Below are 15,435 nucleotides of genomic sequence, written 5' to 3'. Positions count from 1 at the left end.
GGCCAAAATCATCGAATAAGCGGTTGTAATGTATTTTTCGGGCCGGCATAATGGTCGGCCTGATTTTGTTTTAGGTCAGTAGCTCAATTGGCAGAGCGACGGTCTCCAAAACCGTAGGTTGGGGGTTCGATTCCCTCCTGACCTGCCAGATTCACTCGGTGTGTCTGGCTTTCTTTTCACAGGATCTTCATAGATGACTCCTAAGGCTGAAGCTCAAGGCTCTCGCTTCGATCTGCTCAAGTGGCTTGTAGTAGTTGCTTTGGTGGTTGTTGGCGTTGTTGGCAATCAGTATTACGCTGCTTCGCCGATCCTGTACCGTGTACTCGCTTTGCTCGTAATTGCTGCTGTAGCTGCCTTTGTGGGCCTGCAGACTGCAAAGGGCAAGTCGTTCTTTGTACTGGTTAAGGAAGCGCGCACCGAGATTCGTAAAGTCGTATGGCCAACTCGCCAGGAAACCACGCAGACAACGTTGATCGTTGTTGCTGTGGTTATCGTTATGGCGTTGCTGTTGTGGGGTGTTGATTCCCTGCTCGGCTGGCTTGTTTCCTTGATTGTCGGCTAAGGGTGTCCCGTGGCTAAGCGTTGGTACGTTGTGCATGCTTACTCGGGTTACGAGAAGCATGTCATGCGCTCGCTGATTGAGCGCGTAAAGCTGGCTGGCATGGAAGATGGCTTCGGCGAAATTCTGGTTCCCACTGAAGAAGTGGTTGAAATGCGTAATGGCCAGAAGCGCAAAAGCGAACGCAAGTTCTTCCCAGGTTATGTGCTGGTACAGATGGATATGAACGAGGGTACTTGGCACTTGGTCAAGGATACTCCTCGGGTGATGGGTTTTATTGGCGGTACCGCCGACAAGCCGGCTCCAATCACCGACAAAGAGGCGGAAGCCATTTTGCGTCGCGTTGCTGATGGTAGCGATAAGCCGAAGCCGAAGACTCTGTTTGAGCCGGGTGAGGTTGTTCGTGTTACTGACGGTCCATTCGCTGACTTTAACGGCACCGTCGAAGAAGTTAACTACGAAAAGAGCCGTGTCCAGGTGGCAGTGCTTATTTTCGGTCGCTCTACCCCGGTAGAGTTGGAGTTCAGTCAGGTCGAAAAGGTCTAACTGAACAAGCATCCCAACCCCGCAGCCCTAGGCTGTGGGGTTTTGTCGTCACTGGGATAAACGCGCAAGTAACCGGGGAGCCTTTCGAGGCGTTCGAACCCGTAATTGGAGTGCCTCATGGCCAAGAAGATTACCGCTTACATCAAGCTGCAAGTGAAGGCCGCTCAGGCTAACCCAAGCCCACCTGTTGGTCCTGCTCTGGGTCAGCACGGCGTGAACATCATGGAATTCTGCAAGGCTTTCAACGCCCGTACTCAGGGTCTTGAAGCAGGTCTGCCGACTCCAGTGATCATCACTGTCTACAGCGACCGTAGCTTCACTTTCGAAACCAAATCCACCCCTGCTTCGGTTCTGCTGAAGAAGGCGGCCGGTCTGACCAGCGGTTCCGCTCGTCCGAACACCGTTAAGGTTGGCACTGTTACCCGTGCTCAGCTGGAAGAAATCGCGAAAACCAAAAACGCGGATCTGACTGCAGCTGATATGGATGCAGCCGTGCGTACTATCGCCGGTTCTGCTCGTAGCATGGGCCTTAACGTGGAGGGTGTGTAATGGCTAAGCTGACCAAGCGTCAAAAGGCTATCGCCGGCAAAATCGAAGCAGGCAAGGCCTACAACATTGTAGACGCTGCTGCTCTGCTGGCTGAGCTGTCGACTGTCAAGTTCAGCGAGTCGTTCGACGTTGCTGTAAACCTGGGTGTAGACCCGCGTAAATCCGACCAGGTTGTTCGTAGCGCTACTGTGCTGCCACACGGCACTGGCAAGACCGTTCGCGTTGCTGTGTTCACCCAGGGTCCAGCTGCTGAGGCCGCTCTGGCTGCCGGCGCTGACCGTGTAGGTATGGACGACCTGGCTGCCGAAATGAAAGGCGGCGACCTGAACTATGACGTAGTGATCGCATCCCCGGATGCCATGCGCGTTGTAGGTCAACTGGGTCAGATCCTCGGTCCACGTGGCCTGATGCCTAACCCGAAAGTCGGCACCGTAACTCCAGACGTAGCTACCGCGGTTAAAAACGCCAAGGCTGGTCAGGTTCGTTATCGCACCGACAAAAACGGCATCATCCACACTTCCGTTGGCAAGATCGGTTTCGATGCCGTCAAGCTGAAGGAAAACGTTGAAGCCCTGATCGCTGATCTGAAGCGTATCAAGCCAGCTTCTTCGAAAGGTATCTACGTCAAGCGCGTTACCCTGAGCACCACTATGGGCCCAGGTCTGGTTATCGACCAGAGCTCGCTGGACGCGTAAGACAAAGGTTGGTGCGATTATTCGCGCCAATTGAAAGATTGGGGTCCCTGCCTGGCGGGGGCTATCCAAGACCGTAGGCGGCGCAAGCCTTAAACCACAAGCCTACGCAGATGGTGCTCCCGGTTCCTTACCGAATCAGACACCAAAACGACATTCGGTTCCGACCGAGTGAAACGGTAACAAGCAGGAGTTAAACCCGTGGCAATTAATCTCGAAGACAAGAAGGCCATCGTCGCTGAAGTCAACGAGGCTGCCAAAGTCGCTCTGTCCGCTGTCGTGGTTGATGCCCGTGGCGTAACAGTAGGCGCAATGACCGGACTCCGTAAAGAGGCTCGTGAAGCTGGCGTTTACGTACGTGTTGTACGTAACACCCTGCTCAAGCGCGCTGTTGCTGACACTGAATACAGTGTTCTCAACGACGTGTTCACCGGCCCGACCCTGATTGCATTCTCGAACGAACATCCGGGCGCTGCTGCCCGCATCTTCAAAGAGTTTGCCAAGGGTCAGGACAAGTTCGAGATCAAGGCAGCTGCGTTCGAGGGCAAGTTCCTCGCAGCTAATCAGATCGACGTACTGGCAACTCTGCCGACCCGTGACGAAGCAATTTCTCAGCTGATGAGCGTGATTCAAGGCGCTACCAGCAAGTTGGCTCGTACTCTGGCGGCAATTCGCGACCAGAAAGAAGCTGCCGCAGCCTAAGGCTCGTCAACTTCTCGCGTTTTTTGTTTATTTCGATGGTCGCGTAGGCCGTCCCCCAATTCAGGAATTGAGTCATGTCTCTGACTAACGAACAAATCATCGAAGCAATCGGCCAGAAATCCGTAGTGGAAATCGTTGAGCTGATCAAAGCGATGGAAGAAACCTTCGGTGTTACCGCTGCTGCCGCTTCGGCTGGCCCAGCTGTAGCTGCTGCTGCTGTTGAAGAGCAAACCGAGTTCAACGTTGTTCTGCTGGAAGCTGGCGAGAAGAAGGTTAACGTGATCAAGGCAGTTCGTGAGCTGACCGGTCTGGGCCTGAAAGAAGCCAAAGAGAAAGTAGACGGCGCTCCTCAGGTTGTAGCTGAAGGCGTTTCGAAAGAAGCTGCTGAAGACGCCAAGAAGAAGCTGGAAGAAGCAGGCGCTAAAGTCGAGCTGAAATAAGTATCGACTTTGCTCCTCCAGCCCGAGCGTCAAGCGACAGGCTGATGGCTGGTGGCTCTTGCCACCGGCCTTTTTCCGTTATTGGCAGCCGACTGGGTCGGTGCTGATAAAGGCGCTGTAACCACCCGATGCGGTGGCGCAAACCATGGGGTTTGCACGATTTTCTGGCTGCTCCCGTCGGGAGGCGCCAAACAAGCAGGTGACCAAGCTGGGGAACGCTGATGGCTTACTCATATACTGAGAAAAAACGTATCCGCAAGGACTTTAGCAAGTTGCCGGACGTCATGGATGTGCCGTACCTCCTGGCCATCCAGCTGGATTCGTATCGTGAATTCTTGCAAGCGGGAGCGACTAAAGATCAGTTCCGCGACGTGGGCCTGCATGCGGCCTTCAAATCCGTTTTCCCGATCATCAGCTACTCCGGCAATGCTGCGCTGGAGTACGTCGGTTATCGCCTGGGCGAACCGGCATTTGATGTCAAAGAATGCGTATTGCGCGGTGTAACTTTCGCCGTACCTTTGCGGGTAAAAGTGCGCCTGATCATTTTCGACAAAGAATCGTCGAACAAAGCGATCAAGGACATCAAAGAGCAAGAAGTCTACATGGGCGAAATCCCATTGATGACTGAGAACGGTACCTTCGTAATCAACGGTACCGAGCGTGTTATCGTTTCCCAGCTGCACCGTTCCCCGGGCGTGTTCTTCGACCACGACCGCGGCAAGACGCACAGCTCCGGTAAACTGCTGTACTCCGCGCGGATCATTCCTTACCGCGGTTCGTGGCTGGACTTCGAGTTCGACCCGAAGGACTGCGTATTCGTGCGTATCGACCGTCGTCGCAAGCTGCCGGCCTCGGTACTGCTGCGCGCGCTCGGCTACACCACCGAAGAAGTGCTGGACGCGTTCTACACCACCAACGTATTCCACGTTAAAGGCGAAGGCCTGAGCCTGGAACTGGTGCCTCAGCGTCTGCGCGGTGAAGTGGCTGTCCTCGATATCCAGGACGATAAAGGCAAGGTTATTGTCGAGCAGGGCCGTCGTATTACTGCCCGCCACATCAACCAGCTGGAAAAGGCCGGGATCAAAGAGCTGGACGTGCCTCTGGACTACGTCCTGGGTCGCACCACCGCCAAGGTCATCGTGCATCCGGCTACCGGCGAAATCCTGGCAGAGTGCAACACCGAACTGTCGACCGAAGTCCTGGCGAAAATCGCCAAGGCCGGCGTTGTTCGCATCGAAACTCTGTACACCAACGACATCGACTGCGGTCCGTTCATCTCCGACACGCTGAAGATCGACTCCACCAGCAACCAATTGGAAGCACTGGTCGAGATCTATCGCATGATGCGTCCAGGCGAGCCGCCGACCAAAGACGCTGCCGAGACCCTGTTCAACAACCTGTTCTTCAGCCCTGAGCGCTATGACCTGTCTGCGGTCGGCCGGATGAAGTTCAACCGTCGTATCGGTCGTACCGAGATCGAAGGTTCGGGCGTGCTGTGCAAGGAAGATATCGTCGCGGTACTGAAGACTCTGGTCGACATCCGTAACGGTAAAGGCATCGTCGATGACATCGACCACCTGGGTAACCGTCGTGTTCGCTGCGTAGGCGAAATGGCCGAGAACCAGTTCCGCGTTGGCCTGGTACGTGTTGAGCGTGCGGTCAAAGAGCGTCTGTCGATGGCTGAAAGCGAAGGCCTGATGCCGCAAGACCTGATCAACGCCAAGCCAGTGGCTGCGGCGGTGAAGGAGTTCTTCGGTTCCAGCCAGCTCTCGCAGTTCATGGACCAGAACAACCCGCTGTCCGAGATCACCCACAAGCGTCGTGTCTCTGCACTCGGCCCTGGCGGTCTGACTCGTGAGCGCGCAGGCTTTGAAGTCCGTGACGTACACCCGACTCACTATGGTCGTGTCTGCCCGATTGAAACGCCGGAAGGTCCGAACATCGGTCTGATCAACTCCCTGGCTGCTTATGCCCGTACCAACCAGTACGGCTTCCTGGAAAGCCCGTACCGTGTGGTGAAAGAGGGTGTAGTCACCGACGAGATCGTGTTCCTGTCCGCCATTGAAGAAGCCGATCACGTGATCGCGCAGGCTTCGGCGACCATGAACGACCAGAAAGTCCTGATCGACGAACTGGTAGCCGTACGTCACCTGAACGAATTCACCGTCAAGGCGCCGGAAGACGTCACCCTGATGGACGTTTCGCCGAAGCAGGTAGTTTCGGTCGCAGCGTCGCTGATTCCGTTCCTCGAGCACGACGACGCCAACCGTGCGTTGATGGGTTCGAACATGCAGCGTCAAGCTGTACCAACCCTGCGCGCTGACAAGCCGCTGGTAGGTACCGGCATGGAGCGTAACGTGGCTCGCGACTCCGGCGTTTGCGTCGTGGCTCGTCGTGGCGGCGTGATCGACTCCGTTGATGCCAGCCGTATCGTGGTTCGTGTTGCCGATGACGAAGTTGAAACCGGCGAAGCTGGTGTCGACATCTACAACCTGACCAAATACACCCGCTCGAACCAGAACACCTGCATCAACCAGCGTCCGCTGGTGAGCAAGGGTGATCGCGTTCAGCGTAGCGACATCATGGCCGACGGCCCGTCCACCGACATGGGTGAACTGGCACTGGGTCAGAACATGCGCATCGCGTTCATGGCATGGAACGGCTTCAACTTCGAAGACTCCATCTGCCTGTCCGAGCGTGTGGTTCAGGAAGACCGTTTCACCACGATCCACATTCAGGAACTGACCTGTGTGGCCCGTGACACCAAGCTTGGCCCAGAGGAAATCACTGCGGACATCCCGAACGTGGGTGAAGCTGCACTGAACAAGCTGGACGAAGCCGGTATCGTTTACGTAGGTGCTGAAGTAGGCGCAGGCGACATCCTGGTCGGTAAGGTCACTCCGAAAGGCGAGACCCAACTGACTCCGGAAGAAAAACTGCTGCGTGCGATCTTCGGTGAAAAAGCCAGCGACGTTAAAGACACCTCCCTGCGTGTACCTACCGGTACCAAAGGTACTGTCATCGACGTACAGGTCTTCACCCGCGACGGCGTTGAGCGTGATGCTCGTGCTCTGTCGATCGAGAAGTCCCAGCTGGACGAGATCCGCAAGGATCTGAACGAAGAGTTCCGTATCGTAGAAGGCGCGACCTTCGAACGTCTGCGCTCCGCTCTGGTAGGCCACAAGGCTGAAGGCGGCGCCGGTCTGAAGAAAGGTCAGGACATCACCGACGAAGTTCTCGACGGTCTTGAGCATGGTCAGTGGTTCAAACTGCGCATGGCTGAAGATGCTCTGAACGAGCAGCTCGAGAAGGCTCAGGCCTACATCGTTGATCGCCGCCGTCTGCTGGACGACAAGTTCGAAGACAAGAAGCGCAAACTGCAGCAGGGCGATGACCTGGCTCCAGGCGTGCTGAAAATCGTCAAGGTTTACCTGGCAATCCGTCGTCGCATCCAGCCGGGCGACAAGATGGCCGGTCGTCACGGTAACAAAGGTGTGGTCTCCGTGATCATGCCGGTTGAAGACATGCCGCACGATGCCAATGGCACCCCGGTCGACGTCGTCCTCAACCCGTTGGGCGTACCTTCGCGTATGAACGTTGGTCAGATCCTTGAAACCCACCTGGGCCTCGCGGCCAAAGGTCTGGGCGAGAAGATCAACCGGATGGTCGAAGAGCAGCGTAAAGTCGCTGAACTGCGTACCTTCCTCGACGAGATCTACAACCAGATCGGCGGTCGTAACGAAGATCTGGACAGCTTCTCCGATCAGGAAATCCTGGATCTGGCGAAGAACCTGCGTGGCGGCGTTCCAATGGCCACTCCAGTGTTCGACGGCGCCAAGGAAAGCGAAATCAAGGCCATGCTGAAACTGGCAGACCTGCCGGAAAGCGGCCAGATGCAGCTGACTGACGGCCGTACCGGCAACAAGTTCGAGCGTCCAGTTACCGTTGGCTACATGTACATGCTGAAGCTGAACCACTTGGTAGACGACAAGATGCACGCGCGTTCTACCGGTTCGTACAGCCTGGTTACCCAGCAGCCGCTGGGTGGTAAGGCGCAGTTCGGTGGTCAGCGTTTCGGGGAGATGGAGGTCTGGGCACTGGAAGCATACGGTGCTGCATACACTCTGCAAGAAATGCTCACAGTGAAGTCGGACGATGTGAACGGCCGTACCAAGATGTACAAAAACATCGTGGATGGCGATCACCGTATGGAGCCGGGCATGCCCGAGTCCTTCAACGTGTTGATCAAGGAAATTCGTTCCCTCGGCATCGATATCGATCTGGAAACCGAATAACACGTGACGCGATCGAGAGCGGGGCAGGATTGCCCGCTCTCTGCTCCGCCAGGAGGAAAGGCCTTGAAAGACCTACTGAATTTGCTGAAAAACCAGGGTCAAGTCGAAGAGTTCGACGCCATCCGTATCGGATTGGCCTCGCCTGAGATGATCCGCTCGTGGTCGTTCGGTGAAGTTAAAAAGCCGGAAACCATCAACTACCGTACGTTCAAACCTGAGCGTGACGGTCTGTTCTGCGCCAAGATCTTTGGCCCGGTAAAGGATTACGAGTGCCTGTGCGGTAAGTACAAGCGCTTGAAGCACCGTGGTGTGATCTGCGAGAAGTGCGGTGTTGAAGTTGCACTGGCAAAGGTTCGTCGTGAGCGCATGGCGCACATCGAACTGGCTTCGCCGGTTGCTCACATCTGGTTCCTGAAATCGCTGCCGTCCCGTATCGGCTTGCTGATGGACATGACCCTGCGTGATATCGAACGCGTTCTCTACTTCGAGAGCTATGTCGTTATCGATCCGGGCATGACCACCCTTGAAAAAGGTCAGCTGCTGAACGACGAGCAGTACTTCGAAGCGCTGGAAGAGTTCGGTGATGACTTCGACGCCCGCATGGGTGCAGAAGCTGTCCGTGAACTGCTGCACGCTATCGACCTGGAGCACGAGATTGGCCGTCTGCGCGAAGAAATTCCGCAAACCAACTCGGAAACCAAGATCAAGAAGCTGTCCAAGCGTCTGAAGTTGATGGAAGCCTTCCAGGGTTCCGGCAACCTGCCAGAGTGGATGGTGCTGACCGTTCTGCCGGTTCTGCCGCCAGATCTGCGTCCACTGGTCCCGCTGGATGGCGGTCGCTTCGCGACTTCCGACCTCAACGATCTGTATCGTCGAGTGATCAACCGTAACAACCGTTTGAAGCGCCTGCTGGATCTGTCCGCTCCGGACATCATCGTGCGCAACGAAAAGCGTATGTTGCAGGAAGCTGTCGATGCACTGCTCGACAACGGTCGTCGTGGCCGCGCTATCACCGGTTCGAACAAGCGTCCTCTGAAATCCCTGGCTGACATGATCAAGGGTAAGCAAGGTCGTTTCCGTCAGAACTTGCTCGGTAAGCGTGTTGACTACTCCGGTCGTTCGGTAATTACCGTAGGTCCGACCCTGCGTCTGCACCAGTGCGGTCTGCCGAAGAAGATGGCTCTCGAGCTGTTCAAACCGTTCATTTTCGGCAAGCTGGAAATGCGTGGTCTCGCGACCACCATCAAAGCGGCCAAGAAAATGGTCGAGCGCGAACTGCCAGAGGTTTGGGACGTTCTCGCTGAAGTGATTCGCGAACACCCCGTTCTTCTCAACCGTGCACCGACCCTTCACCGTCTGGGTATCCAGGCGTTTGAACCGGTACTGATCGAAGGTAAGGCTATCCAGCTGCACCCTCTGGTCTGCGCCGCGTACAACGCCGACTTCGACGGCGACCAAATGGCGGTGCACGTACCGCTGACGCTGGAAGCCCAGCTCGAAGCGCGTGCGTTGATGATGTCGACCAACAACATTCTGTCGCCAGCCAACGGTGAGCCAATCATCGTTCCGTCGCAGGACGTTGTATTGGGTCTGTACTACATGACTCGTGAAGCGATCAACGCCAAGGGCGAAGGTCGAGTATTCGCGGATCTGCAGGAAGTTGACCGTGTGTTCCGTGCCGGCGAAGCCGCACTGCACGCCAAGGTCAAGGTTCGTATCAACGAAACCGTCAACGACCGTGACGGCAACAGCGTGAGCGGTACCCGTATCGTCGACACCACTGTCGGCCGTGCGCTGCTGTTCCAGGTTGTGCCAAAAGGTCTGTCGTACGATGTCGTCAACCTGCCGATGAAGAAAAAGGCGATCTCCAAGCTGATCAACCAGTGCTACCGCGTGGTTGGTCTGAAAGAGACCGTGATCTTCGCTGACCAGTTGATGTACACCGGTTTCGCTTACTCGACCATCTCCGGCGTTTCCATCGGTGTTAACGACTTCGTTATCCCGGATGAAAAAGCCCGCATCATCGGTGCAGCCACCGACGAAGTGAAAGAGATCGAGAGCCAGTACGCTTCCGGCCTGGTAACCCAGGGCGAGAAGTACAACAAAGTGATCGACCTTTGGTCGAAGGCGAACGACGAAGTTTCCAAGGCGATGATGGCCAACCTCTCGAAAGAGAAAGTCATCGACCGTCACGGCGACGAAGTCGATCAAGAGTCCTTCAACTCGATGTACATGATGGCCGACTCGGGTGCGCGGGGTTCCGCAGCACAGATTCGTCAGCTGGCCGGTATGCGTGGTCTGATGGCCAAGCCGGACGGTTCCATCATTGAAACGCCGATTACTGCGAACTTCCGTGAAGGTCTGAGCGTACTCCAGTACTTCATCTCGACTCACGGTGCTCGTAAAGGTCTGGCGGATACCGCGTTGAAAACTGCGAACTCCGGTTACCTGACTCGTCGTCTGGTAGACGTGGCGCAGGATCTGGTTGTAACCGAGATCGATTGCGGCACCGAACACGGTCTGCTGATGACTCCGCACATTGAAGGCGGTGACGTTGTAGAGCCGTTGGGTGAGCGCGTATTGGGTCGTGTTATTGCCCGTGACGTATTCAAGCCAGGCACCGAGGACGTCATCGTTCCTGCCGGTACTCTGGTAGACGAGAAGTGGGTCGAGTTCATCGAGCTGAACAGCATCGACGAAGTGATCGTGCGTTCGCCGATCAGCTGCGAAACCCGCTATGGCATTTGCGCCAAGTGCTACGGCCGTGATCTGGCGCGTGGTCACCAGGTGAACATCGGTGAAGCGGTCGGCGTTATCGCTGCCCAGTCCATCGGTGAGCCGGGTACCCAGCTGACGATGCGTACGTTCCACATCGGTGGTGCGGCAAGCCGTACTTCCGCAGCCGACAGCGTTCAGGTGAAGAATGGCGGTACCGTCCGTCTGCACAACCTGAAACACGTTGAGCGTGTGGATGGCCACCTGGTTGCTGTGTCCCGTTCCGGTGAGCTGGCAATCGCTGATGACTTCGGTCGTGAGCGCGAGCGTTACAAGCTGCCGTACGGTGCCGTGATTTCGGTTAAAGAAGGTGACAAGGTCGACGCTGGCGCAATCGTGGCCAAGTGGGATCCGCATACTCACCCGATCGTTACCGAAATGAAAGGTACCGTGACCTACGTGGGCATGGAAGAAGGCATCACGATCAAGCGTCAGACTGACGAATTGACCGGTATGACCAACATTGAAGTACTCGACGCGAAAGATCGTCCAGCTGCGGGCAAAGAAATCCGTCCAGCAGTGAAGATGGTCGACGACAACGGCAAGGATCTGTTGCTGCCAGGCACTGACGTTATCGCTCAGTACTTCCTGCCAGCCAACGCCCTGGTCGGTGTGGCGGACGGTGCGAAGATCGCGATCGGTGATGTTATCGCTCGTATCCCGCAAGAAACTTCGAAGACTCGTGACATCACCGGTGGTCTGCCGCGTGTTGCTGACTTGTTCGAGGCTCGTCGTCCGAAAGAAGCGTCGATTCTGGCTGAAGTCAGCGGCACCATCGCGTTCGGTAAAGAGACCAAGGGCAAGCGCCGTCTGGTCATTACTCCGAACGACGGTAGCGATCCGTACGAAGAGCTGATTCCGAAGTGGCGTCACCTGAACGTGTTCGAAGGCGAACAGGTAAACCGCGGCGAAGTTATCTCCGACGGTCCAAGCGATCCGCACGACATCCTGCGTCTGCTGGGTGTGAGCGCGCTGGCCAAGTACATCGTGAACGAGATCCAGGACGTTTACCGTCTGCAAGGCGTGAAGATCAACGACAAGCACATCGAGACCATCCTGCGTCAGATGCTGCGTAAAGTTGAGATCTCCGAGTCCGGCGATTCCAGCTTCATCAAGGGCGACCAGATGGAACTGACTCACGTTCTGGTAGAGAACGAGCGTCTGAGCGCGGAAGACAAGTTTGTCTCCAAGTTCACCCGCGTTCTGCTGGGTATCACCAAGGCGTCGTTGTCCACCGAATCGTTCATCTCGGCGGCTTCCTTCCAGGAAACCACTCGCGTACTGACCGAAGCGGCAGTCACCGGCAAGCGCGATTACCTGCGCGGCCTGAAAGAAAACGTGGTTGTGGGTCGTCTGATCCCGGCCGGTACCGGTCTGGCATATCACAGCGAGCGCAAGCGTCGCCGTGATGCTGACAAACCGTTGCGCGTAAGCGCCAGTGAAGTGGAAGCTGCACTGACCGAAGCGCTGAACTCGAGCGGTAACTGAGTTCTGCGATAAATGAGCTGAGGCCCTGATCGCTCCGTTCGTCGAATCGAGACAAATTGTCAAGGTTCGATGGGCGGGGAGGTCGGGGCCTTGCCTTGACTGGGGACAAGATCCTCTTTAGACTCTTGATCCCCTAAATTTGGCGGGAATCCGTTCCTGCCATTTTGCTTTTCTTGCAAGACAATAGCGTCGCAAGACAACAGTGGAGCTAGTAGATGGCAACTATCAACCAGCTGGTACGTCAGCCGCGTAAGCGTATCGTCGAGAAATCCGACGTACCTGCGCTGCAGAACTGCCCGCAACGTCGTGGCGTGTGCACCCGTGTGTACACCACTACGCCGAAAAAACCTAACTCGGCACTGCGTAAAGTATGCCGTGTGCGTCTGACCAACGGTTTCGAGGTTTCCTCGTACATCGGTGGTGAAGGCCACAACCTGCAAGAGCACAGCGTGGTACTGATCCGCGGCGGTCGTGTAAAAGACTTGCCAGGTGTTCGTTACCACACCGTTCGCGGCTCCTTGGATACTTCCGGCGTTAAAGGCCGTAACCAGGGTCGTTCGAAGTACGGTACCAAGCGTCCGAAGTAATCGGCCGTTTTGCAGATTTTCATTTTATTGAGTCGATAAGAGTAAGGTCGGGCTTGCATCCACTGGATCTGTCCCGAACTAACCTGAAGACCGCTTGAGGGCTTATCATGCCAAGACGTCGCGTAGCAGCAAAGCGTGAGATTCTGGACGATCCGAAATACGGAAGCCAGATCCTCGCCAAATTCATGAACCACGTTATGGAAAGCGGCAAGAAAGCCGTTGCCGAGCGTATCGTTTATGGTGCCCTGGAAACCGTGAAGGCTCGTAAGGCCGGCACCGATCCCCTGGAACTCTTCGAAAAAGCACTCGACGCCATCGCTCCGCTGGTCGAAGTGAAGTCGCGCCGCGTTGGTGGTGCTACTTACCAGGTTCCGGTCGAGGTTCGTCCTTCCCGCCGTAACGCTCTGGCAATGCGCTGGTTGGTAGACTTCGCCCGTAAGCGTGGCGAGAAGTCTATGGCTCTGCGCTTGGCTGGCGAACTGCTGGATGCTGCTGAAGGTAAAGGTGCTGCTGTTAAGAAGCGTGAAGACGTGCACCGTATGGCCGAAGCCAACAAAGCTTTCTCGCACTACCGCTTCTAATTTTAGCTTCACTAATTTTGCGAGGGCTTTATGGCTCGTACTACTCCGATTAGTCGCTACCGTAACATCGGTATCGTCGCTCACGTGGATGCTGGTAAAACTACCACCACCGAGCGCGTCCTTTTTTACACTGGCAAAAGTCACAAAATGGGCGAGGTGCATGACGGCGCCGCGACCACGGACTGGATGGTTCAGGAGCAGGAGCGTGGTATTACCATTACTTCTGCTGCCATTACCGCCTTCTGGAAAGGTTCCGAGAAGCAGTACCCGCACGAGCACCGTTTCAACGTCATCGATACCCCGGGCCACGTAGACTTCACTATTGAAGTTGAACGTTCCCTGCGCGTACTCGACGGCGCTGTCGTTGTATTCTGCGGTACTTCGGGTGTTGAGCCGCAGTCGGAAACCGTATGGCGTCAAGCCAACAAATACGGCGTTCCACGTCTTGTTTACGTAAACAAGATGGATCGTGCTGGTGCCAACTTCCTGCGCGTGATCGGTCAGATCAAACAGCGTCTGGGTCACACTCCGGTGCCGATTCAGCTGGCTATCGGTTCGGAAGACAACTTCCAGGGCCAGATCGACCTGATCAACATGCAGGCTGTTTACTGGAACGACTCTGACAAGGGTATGGTTCCTGTTCGCAAGGAAATCCCTGCGGACATGCTCGAGCTCGCCACCGAATGGCGCAGCAACATGGTTGAGGCTGCGGCCGAAGCCAGCGAAGAGCTGATGAACAAGTACCTGGAAGGCGAAGAGCTGTCGATCGAAGAGATCAAGGCTGCTCTGCGTCAGCGTACTATCGCTGGCGAAATCGTTCTGGCTGTGTGCGGTTCGTCGTTCAAGAACAAGGGCGTTCCCCTGGTCCTCGACGCCGTTATCGACTTCCTGCCTGCTCCAACCGACATTCCTGCGATCAAGGGCTCCAACCCTGATAACGAGGAAGAGGAAATGGAGCGTCACGCAAGTGACGACGAGCCGTTCGCGGCACTGGCGTTCAAAATCGCTACCGACCCATTCGTGGGTACTTTGACCTTCGTCCGTGTTTACTCGGGCGTGTTGAACTCCGGCGACGGCGTGATCAACTCGGTTAAAGGCAAGAAAGAGCGCGTGGGTCGTATGGTGCAAATGCACGCAAACGCCCGTGAAGAGATCAAGGAAGTACGCGCTGGCGACATCGCGGCCCTGATCGGCATGAAGGACGTCACCACTGGTGAAACCCTCTGCAACGCTGACAAGCCAATCATCCTGGTTCGCATGGACTTCCCGGAGCCGGTTATTTCGGTTGCCGTAGAGCCTAAGACCAAGGATGACCAGGAAAAAATGGGTATCGCACTGGGCAAGCTGGCTCAGGAAGACCCGTCTTTCCGCGTTAAAACTGATGAAGAGACTGGTCAAACGATCATCTCCGGCATGGGCGAGCTGCACCTGGACATCCTGGTTGACCGGATGCGCCGTGAGTTCAACGTCGAAGCCAACATCGGCAAGCCTCAGGTTTCGTACCGTGAGCGCATCACGAAGAGCTGCGAAATCGAAGGCAAGTTCGTTCGTCAGTCCGGCGGTCGTGGCCAGTTCGGTCATTGCTGGATCCGTTTTGCTCCTGCTGACGAAGGTCAGGAAGGTCTGCAATTCCTGAACGAAGTAGTAGGTGGTGTGGTTCCTAAGGAATACATCCCGGCTATCCAGAAGGGTATCGAAGAGCAGATGAAGAACGGCGTTGTTGCCGGCTATCCGCTGATCGGCCTGAAGGCTACCGTGTTCGATGGTTCTTACCACGACGTCGACTCCAACGAGATGGCGTTCAAGGTGGCTGCTTCCATGGCGACCAAGCAACTGGCCCAGAAGGGCGGTGGTGAGTTGCTCGAGCCGATCATGGCGGTAGAGGTTGTTACGCCTGAAGACTATATGGGTGATGTAATGGGCGACCTTAACCGTCGTCGCGGCATGATCCAGGGTATGGAAGACACAGTGTCCGGCAAGGTTATCCGTGCCGAGGTTCCACTGGGTGAGATGTTCGGTTATGCGACCGACGTTCGTTCCATGTCCCAGGGTCGCGCAAGCTACTCTATGGAATTCAAAAAATACGATACGGCTCCGTCGCACATCGTCGAATCCGTAACCAAAAAACAAGGCTGATTCAGCCCCTTTAGGCTAGGAGTTAATTGTCGTGGCTAAAGAAAAATTTGATCGTTCCCTACCGCACGTCAACGTTGGCACCATC

Annotated in this window: 11 protein-coding genes and 1 tRNA gene; all 12 read left to right on the top strand. The window is 55.9% G+C overall.

Features of this window, described 5'->3' with window-relative positions; translation table 11 throughout:
* The first annotated feature begins 72 nt into the window (after positions 1–72).
* Positions 73–148: transfer RNA gene (locus JN524_RS27085), tRNA-Trp, on the top strand.
* A 45-nt stretch (positions 149–193) separates the two neighbouring features.
* Positions 194–562, top strand: a complete 369-nt coding sequence (secE, locus tag JN524_RS27080; protein WP_007962231.1) for a preprotein translocase subunit SecE — start codon at positions 194–196, stop codon at positions 560–562.
* A gap of 9 nt (positions 563–571) precedes the next feature.
* Complete coding sequence (gene nusG, locus JN524_RS27075; RefSeq protein ID WP_025113545.1) at positions 572–1,105, top strand: transcription termination/antitermination protein NusG; 534 nt, start codon at positions 572–574, stop codon at positions 1,103–1,105.
* A gap of 117 nt (positions 1,106–1,222) precedes the next feature.
* A complete protein-coding gene (gene rplK / locus JN524_RS27070; RefSeq protein ID WP_003228756.1) occupies positions 1,223–1,654 on the top strand; it encodes a 50S ribosomal protein L11 in 432 nt (143 codons plus the stop codon).
* Positions 1,654–2,349, top strand: coding sequence for a 50S ribosomal protein L1 (gene rplA / locus JN524_RS27065; protein ID WP_003228754.1), 696 nt, complete (start codon positions 1,654–1,656; stop codon positions 2,347–2,349). The genes rplK and rplA overlap by 1 nt, the downstream gene beginning before the upstream one ends.
* A 198-nt stretch (positions 2,350–2,547) precedes the next feature.
* Positions 2,548–3,048 (top strand): 50S ribosomal protein L10, encoded by a 501-nt coding sequence (gene rplJ / locus JN524_RS27060; RefSeq protein ID WP_003228752.1) that lies wholly within the window; start codon positions 2,548–2,550, stop codon positions 3,046–3,048.
* 74 nt (positions 3,049–3,122) lie between these two features.
* Positions 3,123–3,488 carry a 50S ribosomal protein L7/L12 gene (gene rplL, locus JN524_RS27055; RefSeq protein ID WP_007962228.1) on the top strand — a complete coding sequence of 122 codons (366 nt, stop codon included), beginning with the start codon at positions 3,123–3,125 and terminating at the stop codon, positions 3,486–3,488.
* Positions 3,489–3,709: 221 nt separating this feature from the next.
* Positions 3,710–7,783, top strand: a complete 4,074-nt coding sequence (rpoB, locus tag JN524_RS27050; protein WP_007962226.1) for a DNA-directed RNA polymerase subunit beta — start codon at positions 3,710–3,712, stop codon at positions 7,781–7,783.
* Positions 7,784–7,846: 63 nt separating this feature from the next.
* A complete protein-coding gene (gene rpoC, locus JN524_RS27045; RefSeq protein ID WP_130912288.1) occupies positions 7,847–12,046 on the top strand; it encodes a DNA-directed RNA polymerase subunit beta' in 4,200 nt (1,399 codons plus the stop codon).
* Positions 12,047–12,261: 215 nt separating this feature from the next.
* Positions 12,262–12,633, top strand: a complete 372-nt coding sequence (gene rpsL, locus JN524_RS27040) for a 30S ribosomal protein S12 (protein ID WP_003186084.1) — start codon at positions 12,262–12,264, stop codon at positions 12,631–12,633.
* Positions 12,634–12,740: 107 nt separating this feature from the next.
* Positions 12,741–13,214, top strand: a complete 474-nt coding sequence (rpsG, locus tag JN524_RS27035) for a 30S ribosomal protein S7 (RefSeq protein WP_003228745.1) — start codon at positions 12,741–12,743, stop codon at positions 13,212–13,214.
* Positions 13,215–13,244: 30 nt separating this feature from the next.
* The gene (gene fusA, locus JN524_RS27030) at positions 13,245–15,350 is read left to right on the top strand and encodes an elongation factor G (protein ID WP_202371306.1); all 2,106 of its coding nucleotides are present in this window, start codon (positions 13,245–13,247) and stop codon (positions 15,348–15,350) included.
* Positions 15,351–15,435 lie beyond the last annotated feature (85 nt).

It is taken from the genome of Pseudomonas sp. MWU318 (assembly GCF_016756945.1).
In the GTDB taxonomy this organism is placed as follows: domain Bacteria; phylum Pseudomonadota; class Gammaproteobacteria; order Pseudomonadales; family Pseudomonadaceae; genus Aquipseudomonas; species Aquipseudomonas putida_A.
Note: the sequence above shows the minus strand (reverse complement) of the source record. Positions and strands in the feature narration are given on the sequence as shown.

Coding starts and splice junctions, on each gene's coding strand:
- secE (WP_007962231.1), top strand. CDS start 194: ATGACTCCTAAGGCTGAAGCTCAAGGCTCTCGCTTCGATCTGCTCAAG.
- rplK (WP_003228756.1), top strand. CDS start 1,223: ATGGCCAAGAAGATTACCGCTTACATCAAGCTGCAAGTGAAGGCCGCT.
- rplA (WP_003228754.1), top strand. CDS start 1,654: ATGGCTAAGCTGACCAAGCGTCAAAAGGCTATCGCCGGCAAAATCGAA.
- rplL (WP_007962228.1), top strand. CDS start 3,123: ATGTCTCTGACTAACGAACAAATCATCGAAGCAATCGGCCAGAAATCC.
- rpoB (WP_007962226.1), top strand. CDS start 3,710: ATGGCTTACTCATATACTGAGAAAAAACGTATCCGCAAGGACTTTAGC.
- rpsL (WP_003186084.1), top strand. CDS start 12,262: ATGGCAACTATCAACCAGCTGGTACGTCAGCCGCGTAAGCGTATCGTC.
- rpsG (WP_003228745.1), top strand. CDS start 12,741: ATGCCAAGACGTCGCGTAGCAGCAAAGCGTGAGATTCTGGACGATCCG.
- fusA (WP_202371306.1), top strand. CDS start 13,245: ATGGCTCGTACTACTCCGATTAGTCGCTACCGTAACATCGGTATCGTC.